The following is a 22,360-nucleotide window of genomic DNA, read 5'->3' as shown; positions in this document are numbered from 1 at the left end:
AACCCCCTGACGTGTCACCTCCCTGTCAGCAAACGCCCGATACCGGAGGCAGAGCGGCTCACGGCTCGCGGGGCTGGTAGGGGCGGGCATCCATCGGCAACTCCAGGGTGAAGGTCGTTCCGGTCGCGGCGTCGCTCTGGACCGCGGCCCTGCCTCCGTGGGCTTGCGCGCACCCCCAGACGAGCGTCAGTCCAAGCCCCCAGCCCTTCGAAGGGCCTTCCTGCGCGGAGTGGGTTCGCGTGAAGGGCTTGAAGATCCGCTCCTGGTCCATGGGCGCGATGGCGGGACCACGGTTGTGGACCGACACTCGCGCCGTGTCGCCGGTCCGGGTGACCGTGAAGGTGATGGGCTCCGTGGCGGAGCCGTACTTGACGGCGTTGCTGCCCAGGTTCCAGAGCGCGCGATGAAGCTCCTCCGCGCTCCAGACGCCCCGGACGCGCTCCTCCGCGTGGAGGACGAAGCGGGCGCCATGGACCACAACGAGCTCTTCGACCACCTCCCGGGCAATTCCGCCAAGGTCACAGGTGTCGAGGCGAAGCGGGAGCCGCTGGCCTGCGCGGATGCGGTTCGCGTCGAGCAGGTCACGCACCATCTGGTCGGTGCGTTCGATGTTCCGTTCGATGCGCAGCGCCAGGTCTCGTCGTTGGTCCAGCCGCTCGGGGTGCCGCATGAGCAGCTGCGCCCCCGACCTCGCCGCCGACAGCGGTCCGCGAAGGTCATGGGCGAGGACCGAGACAAAGTGCTCGCGAAGCTCTCGCTCGGTCTGCAACGCCTCGATTTTCTCACGAAGATTCGCGTACAGCTTGGCGTTGTCCAGGTGGACGCTGAGCTGTTGTCCCAGTGAGAGGAGCCGTGCCTTCTCCCTGGCGGTGAACTCCCGTACCTCGACAATGCCCACATAGAGGATGCCCACCAGCGCGCGGTGGGGGGAAAGCCGAGCCCCGAGCAGCGAATGCAGCCCGCTCTGGCGCAGTGAAGGGCTCACCTCGAGAGACGTCGTCTCGGCATCCAGGACCGAGCGGGTCTCCTCGCCACCCGCGGCAACCATCCCAGGAAAGGTCGCGGGCTCTATCGAGGCCGCGTAGTTCGCCAGATGCTCGCTCGCCATCCCCGCAGCGGCGGCGGTCACGAGCTTTTTCCCCTCGACTTCATATAGGAGCACGGCCGCGCTCTGAGCCCCCATGGCCTCGATGATCAACTCGAGGGCTCCCTTCAAGGGACCGTGCAGGGACGTCGTCTCCTCCACGAGGGCTTCGTTGGCCACCTTCTGGAGGAGCCGCAAGTACCGCTTCTCCGTCTGTTCATCCTCCATCAAGTGCTGGGCAAAGAGCTCTGTCACGACGGTCGCAGCGGCGTGCAGCTCGGTAAAGAGTCGCTCGACGTCACGAATGGCTGGATGCTCTTCAGGCGAAGCGTTCGCCCATGTGCTGGTGATGCAGTGTCCCAGGATGGCGAACTCCTCGACGACCTCCGCCACGTTGAAGCCCTGCCGGAGGCGAGCGGCGACGTGGCTCTCGATGTGCGCCCGTCGGTCGTTGGCGAGCGCGCCGGGGGCGTCATCCTCGTCGGCGAGCGAGGCCAGATAGACAGGCATGATGTTCCTGAACTCGGGCCCGTCCAGGCCTCGGGCGGAGGCGGCGCGAGACGCCTGCTCGAACCACTGTCGGATGATCTCATCGTGATGTCGACGGATGGCCCCAGCAACGCTCGTCATCGCGATACCTGATCCTCGAAGATGGACATCACCTGTCGCGTCCTTCGTGGGAAGCCGCTCAACAGGTCAATATGACAGCGGCAGCCTGCGGGTGCCCGCACTGGGCGTGGCCCTGGAAGGAACACGTGCGGCCGAGCGGGCTCGCGACTGCCTGACGGGCACTCGTGAGGATGTCTGCTTTGCTGTGCCTTCTCTACGCCCAGGCGCTGGCCCGAGGCGAGTGAGCTGTTGCCCCGGGGGGGCCGCGCGGCGTTGTTCAGAATGGCTTCATGACCTTTTGACTCCCGGGCGGCTAGTCCCGTGTGGAGCCGGAGCGTATCTCTCGTCGAGATGCTTCAGCGTACGGCCCGGGGCTGCTGCGCTCCCTGGCCGTGCGGTGGCGCGTTCAGCCGGCAGGGAGACGTTCACGTTTTCGGCCGGTCCTCCGACATCCATTCCGACCGAGGAACCGACGAATGCGAGCGACAGTGATGTACGGCGCCGGTGACGTGCGCGTGGAGAACGTGCCGGACGCCCGACTCCAGCTTCCCACCGACGCGGTCGTGCGGGTGCTGCGGGCATGTATCTGCGGCAGTGACCTCCACCCCTACCACCATATGGCGGCCTCCCAGGAAGGCACCCCCATGGGCCACGAGTTCGTCGGCGTGGTCGAGGAGGTCGGCGCCGCGGTATCCGGGCTCCGCAAGGGCGATGTCGTCATCGCGCCATTCGCTTATTCGGACAATGCCTGCGAGTTCTGCCGAGAGGGGCTGCATACGTCGTGTCGCAACGGCGGCTTCTTCGCCGCGGGCGGCGTTGGCGGTGCCCAGGCCGAGGCGGTGCGCGTGCCGCAGGCGCAGGGCACGCTCGTCAAGGTCGCCGTCGGTGAGGACTCGGAGCTGTTGCCGGCGCTCCTGACGCTGTCGGACGTCTACGGCACCGGGTACCACGCCGCGTACAAGGCGAACGTGAGCCCGCGGACGACCGTCACCGTGGTGGGCGACGGCGCGGTGGGACTGTTCGCGGTGCTGTCGGCCAGGCAGCTCGGAGCGGAGCGCGTCATCCTGATGGGCCGGCACAAGGTCCGCACGGACCTCGGTCGTGAGTTCGGGGCGACCGACGTGGTCGCCGAGCGAGGGCAGGAGGGAATCGCTCGCGTGCGGGACCTGACCGACGGTGATGGCACCCACGTGGTCATCGAAGCGGTCGGCTACCGGGACGCCTACGACACGGCGGTGGGCATCGTCCGTCCGGGGGGCGTCATCAGCCGGGTCGGCGTGCCGCAGTACGAGGAGGCTCCCATCGGCTTCGGCAGCCTGTTCCGGCACAACATCACGCTGACCGGCGGTCCAGCACCGGCTCGTGCATACATCGAGCGGCTGCTGCCCGACGTGCTGGAGGGAAAGGTCAGGCCCGGCAAGGTCTTCGACCGGACGGTGGGGCTCGACGAGGTGCCCTCGGGCTACCGCGCGATGGACCAGCGCGAAGCCCTCAAGGTGCTCGTCCGCCCCTAGACCCTCGAATGGGCCTGACGGCGAGGTGCAGGCCACGCTCGCGTGGCTCCTCGCTTCGGTGTGTTCGGTGGCCCGGACCCCGAGACGGTCGATACCAAGCTGTTCACGTTCTCGCTCCCCGACGAAGCCCCGTGACATGAGGGCTCCTGTCGTGGGGGCCGCGGCGCTGTTCGGGTTCAGTGAACCACCGGGAGGGGAAAGCGTAAGGGGCGGCCATCGGAGGCCACCTTATGGTTCAGGACCTCCGCGGCGCCCAGGCCGTGGCGCTGCCCCTGGAACGTCGCCTGCGGGTTGCGCGAAGAAACCCGGCCGCCATGGAAGACGGCGAAACGGGCCGCCACCGCGCTCGCCGTCGTCAGCGCGTTCGCCACCACGGCCTTTCCGCGCGTGCGCCGGGGCAGCAGGTCCAGGACCAGCCCCGCGACGGCGCACACCTTGGAGGCCTTCCACAAGGCACCCGGAAATCCTTCGCGCAGCGGCCGGGCGACCTCGGGAACGCGCGCCGCGTCGCGCTCCACGGCGAGTCCCATGGCCAGCTCCGCCACCTTGCCCGCGAGGCGATAGGCCCGCAGCACGGGGGCCTCGCGATGGGTATGGGGCAACAGGGAGAGCAGGCTGCCCGCGGCCGCCGTCGCCGACGCCATGAAGAACAGCGGCAGGGTGCGGTGCATGGACTGCCACAGCGGCACGGCGGTGTTGGTGAGCAGCACCGCCGTGTAGCCCGACAGCGGCATGCCCAGCAGCGCGGCCCCGGCGCCAGCCACCCGGCCCACCGCGCCCGGAACACCTCGACGGTGGCCCAGCACCAGGGCCAGCGTGTTGAGCCCCCCGGAGCCCGCCAGCACCCACGAGCCAATGCTCATTGGCGAGGTCGGGCGGAAGACGCGCAGCATGTTGAGGAAGCGCTCGGGCCGGCCCAGGTCGTAGATGAGCAGCGCCGCGCTCACCATGTCGCCCACCGTGCCCACCCACACGCAGCGCCGCGCGAGGCGTTGCAGGTGGCGTCCTCCCGTCAGCTCCACCGCCAGGCCCAGCACGCTCGTCGCTCCCGCCACGCCGCCCACGTAGAGATACGTGGGGACGGCGGCGATCCACACAGGCTCCTTGAGGACCGGCAGCCCGTAGTAGCTCGGTGGCTCGGGCACGGTGGGGGAAGGGTGGATGCCCGGAACGGGCTCCAGCGCTTTCACCCGTTGCTGAGCGCCCTCGCCGGTGAGCACCCCCAACACCGGGTCCACGTCGCGGCCGTCGCGCCTGCGCTGGAGCTGGTCCAGCAGCGTCTCCTGGTGCGTGTCCATCGGCTGGCTCATCGGCGTGTCTCCTTGCCGAGCCACACCGCGCCCAGCGCCGCCACCGCCATGCCCAGGGCTCCCACGGCCACGGCCGTCCACGACTCACGGGCTTTCATCGTGGGGACCACGGGGTCGGGTGGCAGGTTGTAGACCTCGGGCCGGTCCACCAGCAGGAAGAAGGCGTTGAGCCCGCCGGTGCCGGGCTGGTTCGCCGCGTCCTTGCCGTACAGGTACGCATCCTTCAGTCCGCGCCCGTGCAGCGTCTGGACGCGGGCTTCGGCGCGGGCGTGCAGTTCGTCCAGGTCGCCAAAGACAATGGACTCGGTGGGGCAGGCCTTGGCGCACGCAGGCGTCATGCCCTCTCCGAGCCGGTCGTAGCAGAGCGTGCACTTCCAGGCCCGGCCGTCATCCTCGCGGCGGGCGACGACGCCGAAGGGGCAGGCCGACACGCAGTAGCCGCAGCCGTTGCACACGTCGGGCTGCACGTAGACGGTGTCGAACTCGGTGCGGATGATGGCGCCCGTGGGACAGGCCTCCAGGCACCCCGCGCGCTGGCAGTGCTTGCACACGTCCGAGAGCATCAGCCACGAGAAGTCCGCGATGGCCGTGGACACGCCGGGAATCGGCACCGGCCGCTCCACGAAGGCCACGTGCCGCCACGTGGACGCGCCCAGCGCGCCCGTGTTGTCGTAGGACATGCCCGTGAAGTGGAAGCCGTCGTCCGGGAGCTGGTTCCATTGCTTGCACGCGACCTCACAGGCCTTGCATCCGATGCAGACCGTGGTGTCGGTGAAGAAGCCTTTCTGTCCCATGGCTTATGACTCCTCCGTCTCCGGCTCCTGGAGCGTGGCGTGGGAGACGTCTCCCAGGAGCGGACTGTCGCGGCGCAGGCGGGGCTCTCCCGGCGGGAGCGCGGGCTGGGTGGCCCCCGTGGCGGCGCGGGCGCGGGTGGCCTGGCGCCCCGCCACGATGTCGCAGGTGAGCGCCTTGGACTCCTGGATCTGCACGTTGGGGTCCGCGACCATGGCGATGAGCTCGTTGGCACCATCCGCCCGGATCCGGCCCGTCACGCCCCAGTGATAGGGGATGCCCACTTGATGGACCCACGTCCCATTGAGCTTCAGTGGCGGCACACGTGGGGTGACGAGCACGCGGCACTCCAGGTCTCCGCGCGCCGTGCGCAGCGTGGCCCAGCCGCCGTTCGTCAGGCCCCGCTCGCGAGCCAGCTCGGGGGAGACCTCGCAGAATTGTTCGGGCTGGAGCTCACTCAGCCACGACAGCCAGCGGCTCATGCCTCCCGCGGTGTGGTGCTCCGTGAGGCGATAGGTGGTGAGGGCGAAGGGGTAGCGCGGGTCCGCCCACGCGCGGTGGTACGGGTTGTCGCGTCGCGGCCACTCCAGCCGCGCCGGGTTGCACTGCTGCCCGTAGAGCGCGTTCTGGACGGGGGACTCCATGGGCTCGTAATGCGTGGGCAGGGGGCCATCCAGCATGCCGCTGGGCGCGAAGAGCCACGCCCGGCCGTCCGCCAACATCAGGAACGGGTCGGTGCCTGAATGCGCGGCCATGCCCTGCGAGTTCGGTGCGGGCCGGTAGTCCGGTGGCCGGTCCACGACGAAGTCCGGCACGTCCTCGCCCGTCCACCGCGACTGCGCCGCGTCCCACCACACGTACCGCTTGCGCTCGCTCCACGGGCGGCCCTGCGGGTCCGCCGAGGCGCGGTTGTAGAGGATGCGGCGGTTGGCTGGCCAGGCCCAGCCCCAATCCGGGGCGACCCACGTCTGCTCCCGGCCCGGCTTCCGCCGCGCGGTCTGGTTGACGCCTTCGGCATAGCTGCCCGAGTAGATCCAGCAGCCACACGCGGTGGTGCCGTCGTCCCGCAGCTCGGTGAAGCCACTCACCGGCGTGCCGTCCGCCAGGCGGTAGCCGCTGATCTCCCGAAGCACGGCCTCGGCGCTGGGTTCCTCGTCGTGGCCGGAGGTGGGGTAGTCCCACGTCAGCGCCTGGATGGGCGCGTCCTTCTCCTCTCGCGAGCCAGCGTAGAGCGCCTTCAGCCGGCGGCCCAGGTGGAACACGAAGTGGAGCTCGCTGCGGGCATCCCCCGGTGGCTCCACGGCCTTGTGGTGCCACTGGAGCAGCCGCTGCGTATTGGTGAACGAGCCGTCCTTCTCCGTGTGCGCGGCGGCGGGGAAGAAGAAGACCTCCGTGCGGATGTCCTCCGTCTTCACGTCGCCCCGCTGGACTTCCGGGGCGGTGCGCCAGAACTCGGCGGTCTCGATGAGCGTGAGGTCGCGGACCACCAGCCAGTCGAGCTGACGCAGGCCCTTGCGTTGGAGCGCGCCATTCATGGAACCCACCGTGGGGTTCTCACCCATGACGAAGTAGCCCTTCAGCCGGCCATCCGCCATGTCCACCACGGTCTGCATGTGGGAATGGTCGCCCGTGAGCCGGGGCAGGTAGCGGAAGAGGTAGTGATTGTCCGCCGTGGCCGCGTCGCCGAACCACGCCTTGAGCAGCGAGACGATGTACTTCGGGAAGTGGTGCCACCAGCCGGTGTCGGATTGGTGGTCCGCGATGTACTCGTCGAGCACGCCCGAGTGCTCGCAGTACGGCATGGGGACGTAGCCGGGCAGCAGGTTGTACAGGGTGGGGATGTCCGTGGAGCCCTGGATGGACGCATGCCCCCGCAGCGCCAGGATGCCGCCACCGGGCCGCCCGATATTGCCCAGCAGGAGCTGGAGGATGGTCGCCGTGCGGATGTACTGCACGCCCACGGAGTGCTGCGTCCAGCCCACCGCGTAGCAGAAGGCGCTGGTCCGCTCCCGGCCCGAGTTGGCGCAGAGGGTCTCCGCCACCTTCAGGAACTGCGCCTCCGGCACGCCGCACACCTTGGCGACGATGGCGGGCGTGTAGCGCTGGAAGTGCCGCCGCAGGACCTGGAAGACACAGCGGGGATGCTGGAGCGTGAGGTCCTTCGGCGGCTCGGTTCCGGGCAGTTCACCCGTCTCACCGCGCGCGCCCGCGCCGGGCTCGGCGTAGACGTGCTTCTGGCCCGCCGCGGGGATGGCACCCTTGACGCCTTCGTACTGCCAGGTGGCCGGGTCGTACTTGTTCAGCTCCCGCTGGTAGCCGCTGAAGAGGCCGTCCAGGTCCTCCGTGTCCTGGTAGTCCTCGCGAAGGATATTGGCGGCGTTGGTGTAGTGGACGACGTACTCGCGGAAGTAGCGCTCGTTCTCCAGCACGTAGCGGATGAGGCCCCCGAGGAACGCGATGTCCGAGCCGGCGCGAAGCGGCACGTGGATGTCCGCCATCGCGCTGGTGCGCGTGAAGCGCGGGTCCACATGGATGAGGGTGGCACCCCGTTCCTTCGCTTCCATGACCCACTGGAAGCCCACGGGATGGCACTCGGCCATGTTGGACCCTTGGATGACGATGCAGTCAGCGTTCGCCAGGTCCTGCTGGAAGGTCGTGGCACCGCCACGCCCGAGCGTGATGCCCAGACCGGGCACCGTGGAGGAGTGTCATATTCGAGCCTGGTTCTCGACCTGGACGATGCCCAGCGCGGTGAAGAGCTTCTTGATGAGGTAGTTCTCTTCGTTGTCCAGCGTGGCGCCGCCCAGGTGCGCGATGCCCAGCGTGCGCCGGACCTCGTGGCCGTGGACGTCGGTGGGCTCCCACGTCGCGTCGCGGGTTCGCTTCACGCGGTCGGCCACCATGTCCATGGCCTGCTCCAGGGGGATTCGCTCCCACTCCGTGCCGCCGGGCCGGCGGTAGAGCACGTCCTTCACCCGGTGGGTTCCGGTGACCAGCTGGAAGGTGGCGGAGCCCTTGGGGCACAGCCGTCCCCGGGAGATGGGGGAGTCCGCGTCGCCTTCGATGTCCAGGATGCGGCCGTCCTTCACGTACACGTCCTGGCCGCAGCCCACGGCACAGTAGGGACAGATGGACTTCACGACGCGGTCCGCGCGGGCGGTGCGAGGCTCCAAGGCGCGACTGCGGTCCGACATCGCCGTCTCGCCCAGCGCGGTCGTGTCGCCGGTCTTCACCTGCCGGAGCAGGGGCCAGCGGGCGAGCAGGTCGAAGAGTCCCATCACGCACCTCCCGCGGGATGAACCATCCCAGGCGGAAGATGGGGCCGCGCTGCTTCCGGCGCGGGGGTGGTGAGTCGGCTTCTGGCTGGGATGTCGCAGCGGCGACGCTCTCCGCTGGAAGGTGTTTACCAGCGGGCGTGGCCGGTGCCTGACGGGAGGGGAGCGCCGCGACGGGGGATGTTCGAGTTGCACCGTTCAGGCTCGCAATGTGCCAGAAAAGCGGTGCAGCGCAGACGCAGCCAGCGGCAGTTCGTGCTGGAGGCGGAGGCCCACCTCGCTCCTTGTCCGTCCTTCAGCCCAATCATCCCTTGCGTTAGGTTCTCGGCATGGTGGTGAAGATTGCCTCATGGACGGAGCCGCTCCGGCATCCCGAGCTGGGTCGCCTTCGTGCATGGCACCTCGTGTGCCCTTCCGAGGCGCTTCGACCCGGTCAGGTGATGCGCTGGAGCACGGGCGCCCGGGAGCTGGTGCTCTTCCGCGGACGCAGCGGCACGGTCCACGCGCTGTCCGCGCACTGCGCCCACATGGGCGCGCACCTGGGCGGTGGCACCGTGGTGGGGGACCAGCTGCGCTGTCCGCTGCATCACTGGCGGTTCGACGGCAGTGGCGCCTGCGTCGCTGGCGGCGGGGCCGGGCAGCGTGCCTTCCCCGTGGTGGAGCGGCATGGCGCCATCCTCGTCTTCAATGGGCCGGTGATGCTCTTTCCTCCACCCGACGTGGGCGACAGCGAATGGCGCTGGGGGCTGTCGTCTCCGTTCCAGGTTCGCTGTGACTGGCTCCCTGTCGTGGCAAACGCCTTCGACCTCGTGCACCTGCGCACGGTGCATCACCGCGAGCTGCGGGACGCGCCGGTGGTGGAGCGCGTGGACCCGTTCACCCTGCGCGTCCGGTACACGTCGCGCGTCACGGGCTCCGGCGTGAGTGACCGGGTGATGAAGCTGTTGTCCCGCGACCACATCGGCGTCGCCCTCACGCTGCATGGCGGGACGCTGCTGACGGTGGAGAGCGACCTGGGCCGCACGCGCAGCGCGCTCATGGCGGGCCTCCAGCAGACGTCGGAAGGGCTCACCGTCCAGCTGGCCTTCGCCACGCGGCGGAGCCGGGTACCGAGCTTGGATTGGCTGAAGCTCGCGGTCTCGCGGTGGCTCTTCACGTCATTCCTGCGGCGAGACCTCTCCGTGCTCGACGGCATGCGCTTCAACAAGGCGGGGGCGGCGGAGGACCCGGTGCTGCGGCAGGTGCTCGACTTCATCGCCAGCCTTCCGGAGGCCCCCGATGACGACCGCGGATGAGCACGCGCGGCCTCCCATTCCCGCCACGCTCAACATCGTGCTGCTGGCCTCCGCCATGACGGCCTGTGCCGGTGCCCTGTGGCTCGCGTCCCATGCGACGTCCCTGCCGGTCCAGCTCCTGGCGGCGGTGGTGTTCTCCTTCGTCAACAACACCGTGTTCTCCCTGCTGCACGAGGCCACGCATGGCGTGCTGCACCCACGGCGTCGGGTGAATGACTGGCTCGGCCGTGTGGCGGCGGCGTGGTTTCCCACGTCCTTCACCATGCAGCGGGCCTTCCACCTCAACCACCACCGGAACAACCGGACCCGGTTGGAGCAGTTCGACTACTTCCGGCCCGGGGACAACCGCTGGCTCAAGCGAGCCCAGTGGTACGCCATCCTCTCCGGGCTCTACTGGCTCTTCGTTCCCGTGGGGGCGGTGGCCTTCGCGCTCGTCCCCGGGCTGCTGCACCGGCTGCGAGGCACGGGCACTCACTACGGCGAGCAGACGGGCGCGGACGCCTACCTGGGACGCTTGGAGGCCGCACCCGGAGGCGCCATCCGTGGAGAGGTGCTGCTCGCCGCGCTGGTGCAGGCCGGGCTCGTGTTGGCGCTGGACCTTTCGGTGATGGGCTGGGGCCTGTGCTACGCGGCCTTCGCCATCAACTGGAGCGCACTCCAGTACGCGGACCACGCGTGGTCGCCGTTGCACGTCCGGGAAGGGGCGTGGGATTTGCGAGTGGCCGCCCCGGTGCGCTGGCTCTTCCTCAACTACCACTACCACCGCGCGCACCACTGCCACCCGCACGTCCCCTGGCTCTACCTGGGCCGCTACGTGGACCCGGCCGTGACGCGACCGTCGTTCCTGCGCGTCTGGCTGTCCATGTGGCGCGGGCCCCGGCCGCTGCCGGCCACCGTGGAGGACCCGTGAGCCCGCGCCCCGCGTTGTTCGCCTGGCCTCGCCTGGACGAGCTGACCCGCACCGGCGCGATGGCGCTCGGCTTCGCGTGCCTCTTCGTCGCCGTCTACGGCGGTGCGAGCTGGGTGACGGGCTACTATCCGGCGGGCTTCCGGGTGGAGCTGCCCTTCGAGCGGCACATCCCATTCATTCCGGCGTGGGCGCTTGTCTACGTCAGCATGGATGCGTTGCTCCTGCTGTCGCTGCTCATCCTCCGGACGTGGCGGGACATGGTGCCCTTCGCGCTGGCGCTTAGCGTGGAGACGGTGGTGGGCGCGTTGTGCTTCCTGGTTCTTCCCGTGGAGGTGGCTTGGCCGCCGCGCGCGGTGGAGGGCCCCTGGGCCGGCGTGTTCCAGTTCGCCGATACGCTGAACCTGGAGCGCAACTACCTGCCGTCCCTTCACGTGGCGTTCGCCTGCACGGCCGCGCTGGCCTATTCGGAGCGCTCGGGGGTGCTGGGGCGGGTCGTCTTTGGGCTCTGGACGCTGGCCATCGCCGCCTCGACGTTGCTCATCCACGAGCACCAGGTGGTGGACGTCGTGGCGGGGGCCCTGCTGGCCTGGGTGACCTGGCGCAAGGTGGCGCCGTGGGCGCGCCGGGATTCGCTGCTCCAGGCCCTGCGGGTCGAGGCGCTCTGCGCACGTGAGCTGTTCCGCTTCTCCCGCCGCCACATCCGGTACGGGCTGATCGCCCTGGTGCTCTATCGCTATGCGGTGAGCCGCTGGTGGCGTCAGGCCCACACGGCGCGGGTGGGCTTCTGCTTCTTCCAGCTCGTCGATGACGTGCTGGATGGGGACCGGGCCGTGGACGGCGAGCCGCTCGACTGGGTGGACCGGCTCCTGGTGACGCTGGAGACGGGGCGCGTGGAGGACACCGGGACGGCGGCCACGCTGGGGCGCGTGTTGCTGGAGCGCCTGGGGGACACGTCCGCGCGGGCGGAGGTCCTCGCGCTCGTGCGGACCATGCGCAGGGACCGGGAGCGCGTGAAGGAAGGGCAGTGGTGGAGCGAGGACGCGCTCCGCTCGCAGCAGCGGGACACATTCCGTCTGTCCGTGGACCTGATGCTGCATGTCGCCGGTGCGGACCTGCGCGCCAGGGATGCGCCCGCGCTGATCGACGCGTTCTGCTGGTGCTCCGTGATGCGCGACCTGCGCGAGGACCTGGCGCAGGGGCTCTACAACGTACCGGCCGACGTGGCGGTAGCGGTGCGGGAGGAAGGGGGCGACCCGTCGACGCTCGAGGGGCTCCTGGGCTCGGTTGCGGGGAAGGGTTGGGTGGCCTCCGAATATGCGCGGGCCCGCGCGCTGCTGGAGGTCTCCGCCCGGCAATTGGCCGCGCTCGAAGGACGTCCGGGGCTGCCGCTGCTCCGGCTGTTCCATCGCTCCATCGAGTCCTTCTGGGCCAGACGCCTGCCCCGGCGGCATCCCTTCCTCCGCGAGGCGGCGGCCTTCCGGATTCAAGGCGCGTGAGGGCTTGGCGGCTCCTGCCGACGGCGGAACCTACGTCCCATGACGGCGCCGACCACGAGCGCCCCCAGCCCCGTGACTGTCACCGCCGCGAGCGCGAGGTGCTGGAGCCGCGTGAGGAGCGGGTTGTCGAAGACATTGGTGGAGTAGTGGAACGCGGCAATCAGCCACCGGTCACCCTCCCGGACCAGGGTGCAGGTCCACCGCCCGTCGATGACGATGTCCGTGCCGTCGGTGAGCACGTAGTGGTCCCGGGACGAGCCGCGGGCGATGCCGGTGTCGCCGTAGAGCCGCGTCAGGTCATCCACCTCGAACTTCGCCCGGATGCGGTCCACGACGCGGTTGGGGCCGCGCATCATCTCCTCGTAATAGGCGCGGATGGACTCCTTCCCCACGCGCACGTCGTTGTTCATGGTGGTGAACGAGACGTCCGGGTGCAGGTGGCGCAGCAGCCCGTCGATGTCCTGGGCGTTGAGGGCGTCCTCCATCTGCTGCTTGAGGACGCGCAAGGCCTCGTGGGTGGCCGCGTCGTTGGACGCGGGCTGGGCCAGGGCCGCGGACGGGAGGAAGGTGAGCAGCAGCACGACCACACAGCCAGGCAGGCGGGTCATCGAGGCTCCGGGGGAGGGAATCGTCCCATCCTAGAGGGCCTTCGGGCCGCGGTTGAATGGACGTCGCCGGGCAGGCGGCCCCCGGGCTCCGGGCGCCGGTGGACAGGTGCCCACGCCCCGGGGCGATTCCTGCGCCGCTGGCACGCGCCTATCCATCAGCGTCAGGTTCCTTTCCCAGGAGGCGTGCCATGAAGGATCGTCCCGCAACGCTCGTGCTCTCCGGCGGTGGGGCCAAGGGGGCCTTCCAGGTGGGCGCCGAGCGGGTGCTCCGGGAGGTGCATGGCTTCCGCTGGGAGCGCGTCTTTGGCGTGTCCGTGGGCGCCCTGAACGCCGCGCTGGTGGCACAGCAGGCCTACCGCGAGCTGCATGACATCTGGCTGAACATTCGCGAGGCGGACTTCTACCGGAAGCTGCCGTGGCCGCTCGTCGCGCTGCGCGTGGGCCTGTTCCGGAAGCTGGGGCTCTACGACAACGCCCCGCTGCGCGAGCTCATCCAGCGGCACGTCGCGGGCCGCGCCTTCCGGGTGCCCGCCCACGTCGGGCGCGTGTCCCTGGTGTCCGGCAACTACGAGCTGGTGCCGAGCGACTCGAGGGACTTCCTGGACGCGGTGTGGCAGAGCGCGACGCTGCCCATCCTCTGGGAGCCCGTCGGGGCCATGGCCCTGGTGGACGGGGGCCTGCGCAACGCCACGCCCCTGGGCGACGCACTGGAGTTCGGCCCGACGGAGTTGGTCGTCATCGTCTGCTCGCCGTCGAAAATCGAACGGGTGCGTCCGCCGTCCAACCTCTTGGAGGTGGCCACGCGCAGCCTCGCCGACATCACCCTCAATGAAATCCTCATCAACGATGTGGAGGCCTTCGTCCGTATCAACGACATCGTCCGGCAGGCGTATGACGCCGGCCTCACCGTGAGGCGGCCGGATGGCGTGCCCTACCGGTACTGCCGCATCACCGTCATCGAGCCGGCGCGGTCCCTCGGGGAGATGCTCGACTTCTCCCCGGAGGTCATCCGCATGCGCCTGCGGCACGGCGAGGAGATGGCTCGCGCCGTCTCCCTGCCCACCGGCGTGGGCCCTGGCGAACGGGTCCAGCGCCGGGTGGAGCTCTTCCCGGAGCCCCCCATGCATGCCTAGAACGCCGCCGGCTTGGGCGCGTCATGCGCGCCGAGCGGGCGCGGAGGAGGGGACGCCGGTGTGGCCGGGGCTTTCTCTCCGGGGGCTTCCGGCTGCTCCCCGTTGAGCTCCTTGTAGAAGCGCCGGCCGATGTAGACGCCGAGCCCCAGGGACACCACCAGCCCGACGGCGGAGACCCCTGTCATCAGCGTGCGCCCCTGGGCCAGCCCACTGCCGAGCTGCGCGGTGAGGAAGGTGCCCGGGATGGTGCCGAGGATCACCCCCGCCAGCGTGGGTCCCAGGCGCGCGCCGCTGGCCGCCGCCGCCGCCAGCATCACATCCGTGGGGCAGAGCGGGTTGATGCAGGCCGTGAAGGCGAAGAGGAAGTCATGCCGCCTCGCGGCCCGCACCAATGCGGGGTACTTGCTGCCGGCCAGGCGCTTCATCAGCCCCGTGCCCAGCTTGCGCGCCCCAGCGAAAAGCAGCAGGCCCGACAGCACGCTGCCCGTTAGTGAATAGAGGGTCGCTGCGAGCGTGCCAAACATCATCCCGCCCACGGCGGTGAGCAGCTGACCCGGAAGCAACGTCAGGGGGCGGATGGCAAGGAAGCCGATGTATGCAATGGGCGCCCAGTTCCCCAGGGGCTCCAGCCAATTCGCAAGTCTTTGCTGGTCGATGAAGTCCGGCCCGAGGAGCCGGAGGGCCAGGAGTCCTCCCACCGAGGCCAGCATCGGGGCCAATACCCGAAGCCAGGTCTTCACCGACTGCGCCACGCCATGCCTCCCCGCGGCCCCACTTCCGCCGCGCCGTGGGCCTGAAAGTGAAGGTGGTTTCGGGAATCCGCAATGTGCAGTGGGGTGTTTCCAACATGAAAGCATCCGGCCGGGCAGCCCGCCGCCCGGTCCGAATGCTCGGCAGGCATCGCCAAGTTCTCGAAATCACAAGTGTTTTCGTGTGGCGAGGCAGGCGCGAACGGCTGGCGGTGTACGGAGCTTGCTTGCATCGGGGCGCTTCCGTCCCAAGTTTTCAGGCAAGGGGCACCGAGGCGAGGGCTGGGGTAGTCATGAGAGGAGATGGCGAAATGTCGGACAAGGACAACAAGGGCAGCATGACGGTGGCCGAAGCGGGCCGGAAGGGTGGCGAGACGGTCCGGAACGAGCGTGGCCGCGAGTTCTACGAGACGATTGGCCGCAAGGGTGGCGCGACGGTGAAGGCCGAGCGCGGACGCTCCTTCTACGAGGAGATTGGCCGCAAGGGTGGTGAGACGGTCAAGGCCGAGCGCGGTGCCAAGTTCTACGAGGAGATTGGCAAGAAGGGTGGCGATCGCGTCAAGGCCACCCGGGGGCCGAACTTCTACGAGGAGATTGGCCGCAAGGGCGGGCAGAAGGTGAAGAAGCTCATCGAAGAGGGCAAGCGCGCCGCTCGCGCTGCGATGGCCCCGCAGGAAGGCGCGGCAGGTGCCCAGCCGCAGGAGGGCGCATCGGCGTCCACAGCGCCTTCCGGAGAGCCGGCGGGACCGGGCCAGAACGAGTAGCACGAGGAGCGTGGCGTCGGGCTCGCGGACCGACTAAGACGGCCGCGTGTACCTGGTCATCACGTTCCTGGAACAGTTGGAAGGAACCGAGCGGGCCATCCGCCGGCTCCGGGAGTTCGGCATCCCGGAGCCGTTGGTGGTCCGGGCGCGGAGCGCGGCGGCGGCCTTGTCCGCGGAGGTGCCCGTGTTCGCGGGGCTTCGCAGCCTGGCCTTGGGCGCGGACGACGATCGCGTCCTCCTGGTGAGCTTGTTGCCAGGGATACCCGCCGAGGAGATGGAGCGTCTGGTGCAGCGCGTCCAACTGGAGATGGATGCGGACGATCCGCCCATGGGCCGGCTGGTCGCCATGCCAGTGATTTCAGCGCCCACGCACCGCCGGTCGTGACGGGGAGCCCCCCGTCGGTATAAGCACGCCCTGTGCAAGCGCTGCTCGTCTTCCTATCCATCGCGGCGCTGTCGCTGCTCGCCTCGAGCCGGGCCTTGGACCCGGGGCGCTTCCCAGCGCTGGCGAGGCTGGCGGCCAGCGGCTTTCTCTTCGTCCTGCTCGGCATCTTCCTGGGGCCCTCGGTGTCCGGGTTGCTCACCGAGCGGAACCTGGAGGCCCTGCGGCCGGTGATGGCGCTGGGCCTGGGCACCGCCGGCGTGCTCCTGGGCCTCAACCTGGAGCCGCGCCTGCTGCGGCTGCTGCCCCGGCCCGTCTACCTGTCGGCGATGGCCCATTCAGGCACGGCCTTCTTCTTCGTGGCCCTGCCCTTGCTGGTGCCGCTCGCCTTCACCTCCATCCGCGGGTGGCTGGGGGCGGTGGGCGCGGCGGCCATGCTGGGGGCCGCCGCCAGCCTCTCCTCTGGCCACTCGGCCGTGCTGGCGTACCGGGCCGGACGGTTGGACCGGGCGCGCGGCCTGGGCGTGGCCCTGCTGACCATGCTGGATGACGCGTTGGGCCTGGGGGTGCTGGCCCTGGCGTTGATGATCGGCGCCGCCAGCAACGTGGGCGAGGGCCTGGGCCTGGTGTGCCTGGCCTTGCTGCTGGGGGTGATGTGCGGCGCGCTGCTGGCGTTCCTCACGCACTCCCTGAAGGACCTGGCGGAGCTGACCACGGTGACGCTGGGCGGGGTGGCCCTGGTGGGCGGCGCGGCGGCGTATCTGCGCGTGTCGCCGCTGCTGGCGGGGGTGGCGTGTGGGGCGACGCTGGCGGTGGTGGGGGGCCGCGTCGCGGAGCGGGTGGCGCGCGCCCTGGGCCGGGTGGAGCGCCCCGTCTTCCTGGTGCTGGTGTTCCTGGTGGGCTGCGCCGTGCACGCGCGGGACTACTGGGCCTGGCTGCTGATGCCCGCCTTCGTGGGGCTGCGCTTCCTGGGGAAGATGGCGGGAGGGCGGCTCGCGCGGCAGCTGGCACAGGCCACGCTGGTGCTGCCGCCCCGGCTGGGCTACGCGCTGATCGCCCAGGGTGGCCTCGCGCTGTGCCTGGTGGCGGAGTACGGCATGCTCGTCCCAGGCGTGCTGTCGCGGCGGGTGCTGGACGTGGTGGTGATGGGGGCGGTGGTGAACGAGCTGCTGGCGGGCCAGGCGTTCCGGTACGTGGTGGACCCGCCGAAGAGCGCCATGGCCTCCGAGGCGCCTGACGCGAAGGTGGCCGCATGAAGGGCGCCGTCATCCGATTGCTGCTGTTGATGGTGCTGCTGGCCATCATCAGCCGGGCGCAGGTGCTGCGCGCGGACTCGGGGACGCCGGTGATTCTGGCCGCCGGCGCGCTGCTCCTGTGCGGCCTGTTCGCGGGCAAGGTGGCCAAGGGCCTGGGCCTGCCGCGCCTCACCGGCTACCTGCTGGTGGGCGTGGCGGTGGGGCCGTACGCGCTGGGGTTCATCCCCAACGCCGGCGTGAAGGGGCTGGAGCTGGTGAAGGGGCTGGCGGTGAGCCTCATCGCGCTGGTGGCCGGCACGGAGCTGCGGTTGGGGCTCATCCGCCGCGTGGGCGCGCGCGTGGCGCTGCTCTGCGCGGCCGTGTGCGGCGTCACCTTCCTGGTGTGCTTTGGCGCCACCTTCGCGCTCAAGCCGGTGCTGCCCTTCCTGTCGGCCATGACGGTGCCGCAGGCCCTGGCGGTCAGCGCGCTGCTCTCCACGGTGGTGGTGTCCTTCTCGCCCACCGTCACCATCGCCATCGTCCAGGAGACGAGCGCGCGCGGGGCCTTCACCGAGTTCCTGATGGCGCTGGTCATCATCGGCGACCTGCTGGTGATGGTGGCCTTCGCGCTGGCCGCGGGCGTGACGAAGGCGAGCTTCGGTGGCGGGCTGGACGTTCCGGGGCTCCTGGGCGGGGTGGGGTGGGAGCTGTTCGGCTCGGTGGTGGTGGGGCTGGTGCTGGCGGTGGGGATGCTCGTCTACATGCGCGGCGTGAAGCAGGAGCTCCCGCTGTTCCTGGTGGGCCTGTGCTTCGCCGCCGCGGAAGGCGGCACGCGCCTGCACCTGTCGCCGCTGCTGGTGTCGCTGGCGGCCGGGGCGCTCATCGCCAACCTGGACGAGCACGCGGGCGAGCGCATCCACCATGCCATCCAGCAGGCGGGCCTGCCGGTGTTCGCGCTCTTCTTCGCCGCCGCCGGGGCGGGCCTGAAGCTGGACTCGCTGGTGACCGTGGGGCCGGCGGCGCTGCTGCTGGTGACGCTGCGAGGCGCGGCCATCTGGTTCTCCTGCCGCCGCTTCGCCCCCGCGGACGACCCGCGGCTCAAACGCTACCTCTGGATGGGGCTCATCTCCCAGGCGGGCGTCACCTTTGGCCTGGCGGCACTGGTGTCGAAGACGTTCCCCTCCTTCGGCCCCCAGGTGGAGGTGCTCATCGTTGCCATGATTACCGCCCACGAGCTGGTGGGGCCGGTCCTCACGCGGCGCGCGCTGGCGGCCTCGGGCGAGATCCGCACGGACGACGTCCAGGGAACGGCATAGGCTGCCGGGCATCCAAGCCGTCAGCAGCCACGACAGGAGGCACGGAGGACATCATGGCCGCACCCATCCTCGAGGTGGACATGGAGCATCCCTCGCCCCGCCATCTCCAGCGCGCGGTGGAGGTGCTGGAGCGCGGCGGCCTGCTGGCCTACCCGACGGACACGTACTTCGGCCTGGGCTGCGATCTGAGCTCCAAGAAGGGCATCGAGCGGCTGTACCAGCTCAAGGGCCGCGACAAGAAGAAGCCCTTGTCCTTCCTCTGTCCGGACCTGTCGGACGTGGCGCGCTACGCCCACGTGAGCAACTTCGCGTATCGCACCATGAAGAGCCTCACTCCGGGTGCATTCACCTTCATCCTGGAGGCCACGCGGCTGGTGCCCGACTTGATGATGTCCAAGCAGAAGCAGGTAGGCATCCGGGTACCCGACGCGCCGCTGGTCCGTGAGCTGGCCCGCGCCCTCGGCCGCCCTCTGGTGACGACCTCCGCGACCAGCACGGAGGGTGAGCCCCTCACGGACGCAAAGGATATCAAGGCCGAGCTGGGCCACGGCCTGGACCTCATCCTGGATGGGGGCGTCACCCTCAACGAGCCGTCGACGGTGATTTCACTCATCGGCGATTCACTTGAAATCCTCCGGCAGGGGAAGGGTAGGCTGGAGATCTAGAACCCGAGAAAAGGGGGATTTCTTGGCACAGGGGGGGACGCAGCCGCGCTCCGTGGACGCACCGGAGCAGGTTCCAGGGCTGCTCAAGCTGTTGCTGTTGCTGCTGTTCCGGCCGGTCGACCTGCACTACCGGCTCCGGGCCGCGGGCGTCTGCGCGCCGGGCGCGCGCCTGGGGGTGCTGAGTCGCGAGGCCTCCGAGGGACGCGAGGCCCCGGCCGTCTACGTCCGGCGGATGTTGCTGTTGCTGCTCGTCGTGGCGCCGGTGACGACGGAGCTGCTGGGGCTGGCGCTGGTGGGCGCGGGGCTCCCGCTGGAGCGGGGCTGGGTGCTGTCGGCGCTGGTCTGCTCCGCGGCGGGGCTGCTCGTGGCGCAGGTGCTGGGCCTGGCCGCGGGGGTTCTGCTGGGCTCGCTGGCGAGCCTGTCCACCTTGCTGGGGTTGCATGCCACGGCGGCGGGTGCCTTCGGGCCGGGCATGAGCGGCTCGGCGGGCATGATGGTGGGCCTCTGCCTGGGCGGGGTGGCCGGGCTGGCCTGCGGGAGCATCAGCGGCATCACCATTGGCCGCGGTCCCACGGTCGTCCGCGTACAGATGGCGGCCATCGTGACCAGCCTGATGCCGATGCTGGTGTGGAGCGGGGCGACGAATACGTCCTACGCCGGGGCGGTGGCGGCCAGCGCGCTGGTGGCCTTCCTGGTCTGCGCGTTCCGCCTGCCGCTGTACGCGCTGGAGGTGCTGGCGTCGGCGCTGGCGTACGCGGTGGAGCGGTGGACGGGGCGGCCCACCCTGGGCTGGGTGCCGGTGCGTCACCACAACCTGAGCTATCTGCCGCATCCCTTCCTGGGGCGGCACCTGGCGCTGGCGGTGCGCTCGCGTCCGGCGGAGGTGCTGGCGGTGGCGGATGCCTGCCTGCGTTCGCCGGGGAACATCGTGGTGGGCTGGCCCTGGGTGGTGCAGGCGCTGGAGTCGGCCGCGCCGGAGGGAGCAGGAGAGCCCCGGGGCTGAGCCGCTGAGTTGCCTCGCCGCGCGCCTCCGGTAGCCTGCGCGGCGATGGAAGGAATGCTCGACGCGTTCATCGCCTTCATCCGCGCGGAGCGTGGGCTGTCCGGCAAGACGGTGGACGCCTACGCCGCCGACATCACCGTGTACTTCGAGGACCTGCGGGCCCGGGGCATCTCCGACGTGACGCAGGCCCGGCAGGAGGACGTCTCCGCGCACCTGGCCGCGCTGGGCAAGCGGGGCGTGGGGAAGCGCAGCCAGGCCCGGCACCTCGCGGCGCTGCGCGGCTTCCACCGCTTCCTCGTCGCCGAGCGCATGGCGGACAAGGACCCGACGGAGGACCTGGACACGCCGCGCTCGGCGCGGAAGCTGCCGTCGTTCCTGACGCTGGACGAGGTGGAGCAGCTCCTGGCCGCGCCGGACGAGCGCACGCTGACGGGCGTGCGGGACAAGGCCATGCTGGAGGTGCTGTACGCCACCGGCCTGCGCGTGAGCGAGCTGTGCGGCCTGGGCATCAACGACGTGCAGCTTGGCGCGGGCTACCTGGTGGCGAAGGGCAAGGGCTCCAAGGAGCGGCTCGTGCCGCTCGGTCGCGTGGCCATCGAGAAGGTCCAGGCGTACCTGGCCGAGTCCCGGCCGTCGGTGCTGGGCAAGCGCAAGTCCCAGGCGCTGTTCGTCACCCCGCGCGGCTCGGGCTTCACGCGGCAGGGCTTCTGGAAGTTGCTCAAGCGCTACGCGCTGAAGGCGGGCATCGTGAAGCCATTGTCGCCGCACAAGCTGCGGCACTCGTTCGCCACGCACCTGGTGGAGCGCGGCGCGGACCTGCGCGCCGTCCAGCAGATGCTGGGGCACGCCGACCTGGCCACGACGCAGATCTACACGCACGTGAACGCCGCCCGGCTGCGGTCCGTGTACGACGAGTTCCACCCGCGCAGCGATGTCTTCGTGCCCAAGGCGAAGAAGAAGCGGGCGGCGGGCGCGCAGTGACGGACGGGGCCTTCGCGGCCCCTCGCGACGACGCGGGGGCATGGCCCGTGGCGTTCAGTTGCCCACGTTGTGGATGGGCAGCCCAAACGGGTCCGTGTGGGCACGGCGCGGCTCACCGCCGGGCAGCGGGGCCACGCGAATCAAGCCGGACGCCATCAGCCGGTGCACCGAGCGCGACGCCGCCAGCTCGCCCATGGCCGCCGTGCGCAGCGCCTGCCGGATGCTCCGGCTGCCGCGCAGCTTGGAGTACAGGTAGAGGTCATCCGCCGTCAGGTCGGGCGGGGTGGGGCGCGGAATCGGCTCGAACACGAGGCGCCCGTCGAGGGCGAAGAGCTCGTCGCTGAGGGCCAGCGTCAGGCGGATCTCCGCCTCCCGGTACAGCGCGTGGGCCTCGGGCACCGGGCCCCGCTCCAGGATCTGCGCCGCCAGCGCCACGGCGTGGTCATACTTGCCGGCCTCCAGGAAGCGCTTCACCAGGCCGAGCAGCTCCGCCAGCTCGGCGGCCTCGCCCAGCTTGGGACCTTGGGCCTTGCGTGGCGCCAGGGCGCCCCGCCGGTACAGGTGGAGCACCCAGCGCGCGGCGAAGAGCGGGGCCTCCCGGGCGCTGGCCAGCATCTCGCCCAGCGTGGCGCCGCTCGCCGCGAGGTCCAGCAGGACGTCCTCCTCCTCGGAGTACGTCTCCACCGCGAACTCCCGGAAGACGCGGAACGTCATGTCCATGCGAGGGAAGATGTCGCGGAACATGGTCCACTCGCGCTGCCGCGTCACCGCGTCCCGGTGCAACGTGGCGAGCGACAGCTTGAGCCCCACCGCCCGCCCCGAGGGCGGAAGGCCGGGGGTGAACTCCACCTCGCCGGACTCCCAGGCGTAGCAGTCGAAGAGCGACTCGCGGGCCTTGTGCTCCAGGGCCTCGATGAGCCGGGGCAGCTCCACGAAGCAGCGCTGCACCAGGAAGGTGCCGTAGGGCATGCCCGCGCCCTCGGCCGCCTCGAAGGCCGCCGCGGCGCGGGGCGCATCCAGGATGCGGAGGTTCACCAGGACCTGGGCCAGGTGCTCGCGCGGATCGTTCGAGCTCTCACCCACCAGGTAGCCGTCCTTCACGTGGAAGCAGCGGCGCACCGCGCCTCGCTCCACCCTCAGCACGCCTTCCACCCCTGGAGCGGTGAACAGCGGCGGCATCACCATCTGCAGGCGATAGCTGGCGAGACTTCCGTTGAATGGCTCCATGCAGGTGCTTCC

At 70.2% G+C, this 22,360-nt stretch carries 19 protein-coding genes; 12 read left to right on the top strand and 7 right to left on the bottom strand.

What is annotated here, in order from left to right; all coding sequences use genetic code 11:
• Positions 1-58: 58 nt before the first annotated feature.
• A complete protein-coding gene (locus tag VZL07_RS35025) occupies positions 59-1,714 on the bottom strand; it encodes an ATP-binding protein (protein WP_426752285.1) in 1,656 nt (551 codons plus the stop codon).
• A 455-nt stretch (positions 1,715-2,169) separates the two neighbouring features.
• On the opposite strand from VZL07_RS35025, the gene VZL07_RS35020 reads away from it, so the two are divergent.
• Positions 2,170-3,207 carry a zinc-binding dehydrogenase gene (locus tag VZL07_RS35020; RefSeq protein WP_426752284.1) on the top strand — a complete coding sequence of 346 codons (1,038 nt, stop codon included), beginning with the start codon at positions 2,170-2,172 and terminating at the stop codon, positions 3,205-3,207.
• Between the two features lie 176 nt (positions 3,208-3,383).
• Here VZL07_RS35020 and nrfD read toward each other — a convergent pair whose 3' ends face one another.
• Genes nrfD through fdh form a run of 3 tightly spaced genes read right to left on the bottom strand, consistent with a single transcriptional unit; the run spans position 3,384 to position 8,587 of the window.
• Positions 3,384-4,517 carry an NrfD/PsrC family molybdoenzyme membrane anchor subunit gene (gene nrfD / locus VZL07_RS35015; protein ID WP_426752283.1) on the bottom strand — a complete coding sequence of 378 codons (1,134 nt, stop codon included), beginning with the start codon at positions 4,515-4,517 and terminating at the stop codon, positions 3,384-3,386.
• Positions 4,514-5,311, bottom strand: coding sequence for a 4Fe-4S dicluster domain-containing protein (locus VZL07_RS35010; protein WP_426752282.1), 798 nt, complete (start codon positions 5,309-5,311; stop codon positions 4,514-4,516). The genes nrfD and VZL07_RS35010 overlap by 4 nt, the downstream gene beginning before the upstream one ends.
• Positions 5,312-5,314: 3 nt before the next feature.
• A complete protein-coding gene (fdh, locus tag VZL07_RS35005; protein ID WP_426752281.1) occupies positions 5,315-8,587 on the bottom strand; it encodes a formate dehydrogenase in 3,273 nt (1,090 codons plus the stop codon).
• Positions 8,588-8,913: 326 nt separating this feature from the next.
• Here fdh and VZL07_RS35000 point away from each other — a divergent pair, with 326 nt between their 5' ends.
• The 3 genes from VZL07_RS35000 to VZL07_RS34990 are packed head-to-tail and all read left to right on the top strand — an operon-like array spanning position 8,914 to position 12,285.
• Complete coding sequence (locus VZL07_RS35000) at positions 8,914-9,879, top strand: Rieske 2Fe-2S domain-containing protein (protein WP_426752280.1); 966 nt, start codon at positions 8,914-8,916, stop codon at positions 9,877-9,879.
• Positions 9,863-10,789: a fatty acid desaturase family protein gene (locus tag VZL07_RS34995; RefSeq protein WP_426752279.1), complete on the top strand. Its 927-nt coding sequence runs from the start codon at positions 9,863-9,865 to the stop codon at positions 10,787-10,789. Before VZL07_RS35000 ends, VZL07_RS34995 begins: the two co-directional genes overlap by 17 nt.
• Entirely contained in the window at positions 10,786-12,285 is a 1,500-nt protein-coding gene (locus VZL07_RS34990) for a phosphatase PAP2 family protein (protein WP_426752278.1), read from the top strand. The genes VZL07_RS34995 and VZL07_RS34990 overlap by 4 nt, the downstream gene beginning before the upstream one ends.
• Here the strand turns inward: VZL07_RS34990 and VZL07_RS34985 are convergent.
• Positions 12,273-12,893 carry an SgcJ/EcaC family oxidoreductase gene (locus VZL07_RS34985; RefSeq protein WP_426752277.1) on the bottom strand — a complete coding sequence of 207 codons (621 nt, stop codon included), beginning with the start codon at positions 12,891-12,893 and terminating at the stop codon, positions 12,273-12,275. The genes VZL07_RS34990 and VZL07_RS34985 overlap by 13 nt on opposite strands.
• 188 nt (positions 12,894-13,081) lie before the next feature.
• On the opposite strand from VZL07_RS34985, the gene VZL07_RS34980 reads away from it, so the two are divergent.
• A complete protein-coding gene (locus VZL07_RS34980; RefSeq protein ID WP_426752276.1) occupies positions 13,082-14,026 on the top strand; it encodes a patatin-like phospholipase family protein in 945 nt (314 codons plus the stop codon).
• On the opposite strand, the gene VZL07_RS34975 is transcribed toward VZL07_RS34980, so the two are convergent.
• The gene (locus VZL07_RS34975; protein WP_426752275.1) at positions 14,023-14,778 is read right to left on the bottom strand and encodes a TVP38/TMEM64 family protein; all 756 of its coding nucleotides are present in this window, start codon (positions 14,776-14,778) and stop codon (positions 14,023-14,025) included. The genes VZL07_RS34980 and VZL07_RS34975 overlap by 4 nt on opposite strands.
• A gap of 308 nt (positions 14,779-15,086) precedes the next feature.
• On the opposite strand from VZL07_RS34975, the gene VZL07_RS34970 reads away from it, so the two are divergent.
• The 7 genes from VZL07_RS34970 to xerD are packed head-to-tail and all read left to right on the top strand — an operon-like array spanning position 15,087 to position 21,121.
• Entirely contained in the window at positions 15,087-15,539 is a 453-nt protein-coding gene (locus VZL07_RS34970; RefSeq protein ID WP_426752274.1) for a general stress protein, read from the top strand.
• A gap of 46 nt (positions 15,540-15,585) precedes the next feature.
• The gene (locus tag VZL07_RS34965) at positions 15,586-15,924 is read left to right on the top strand and encodes a hypothetical protein (protein ID WP_426752273.1); all 339 of its coding nucleotides are present in this window, start codon (positions 15,586-15,588) and stop codon (positions 15,922-15,924) included.
• Between the two features lie 32 nt (positions 15,925-15,956).
• Complete coding sequence (locus VZL07_RS34960) at positions 15,957-17,177, top strand: sodium:proton exchanger (protein ID WP_426752272.1); 1,221 nt, start codon at positions 15,957-15,959, stop codon at positions 17,175-17,177.
• Positions 17,174-18,472 (top strand): cation:proton antiporter, encoded by a 1,299-nt coding sequence (locus VZL07_RS34955; protein WP_426752271.1) that lies wholly within the window; start codon positions 17,174-17,176, stop codon positions 18,470-18,472. The genes VZL07_RS34960 and VZL07_RS34955 overlap by 4 nt, the downstream gene beginning before the upstream one ends.
• 53 nt (positions 18,473-18,525) lie before the next feature.
• Positions 18,526-19,137: an L-threonylcarbamoyladenylate synthase gene (locus VZL07_RS34950; protein WP_426752270.1), complete on the top strand. Its 612-nt coding sequence runs from the start codon at positions 18,526-18,528 to the stop codon at positions 19,135-19,137.
• 22 nt (positions 19,138-19,159) lie between these two features.
• Positions 19,160-20,140 (top strand): hypothetical protein, encoded by a 981-nt coding sequence (locus VZL07_RS34945; RefSeq protein WP_426752269.1) that lies wholly within the window; start codon positions 19,160-19,162, stop codon positions 20,138-20,140.
• 45 nt (positions 20,141-20,185) lie between these two features.
• Positions 20,186-21,121, top strand: a complete 936-nt coding sequence (gene xerD, locus VZL07_RS34940) for a site-specific tyrosine recombinase XerD (RefSeq protein WP_426752268.1) — start codon at positions 20,186-20,188, stop codon at positions 21,119-21,121.
• 54 nt (positions 21,122-21,175) lie between these two features.
• Here xerD and VZL07_RS34935 read toward each other — a convergent pair whose 3' ends face one another.
• Positions 21,176-22,348: a DUF4388 domain-containing protein gene (locus VZL07_RS34935; RefSeq protein ID WP_426752267.1), complete on the bottom strand. Its 1,173-nt coding sequence runs from the start codon at positions 22,346-22,348 to the stop codon at positions 21,176-21,178.
• Positions 22,349-22,360 lie beyond the last annotated feature (12 nt).

Origin of the sequence: Pseudomyxococcus flavus (assembly GCF_050038885.1) — a bacterium.
Taxonomy (GTDB): domain Bacteria; phylum Myxococcota; class Myxococcia; order Myxococcales; family Myxococcaceae; genus Myxococcus; species Myxococcus flavus.
Note: the sequence above shows the minus strand (reverse complement) of the source record. Positions and strands in the feature narration are given on the sequence as shown.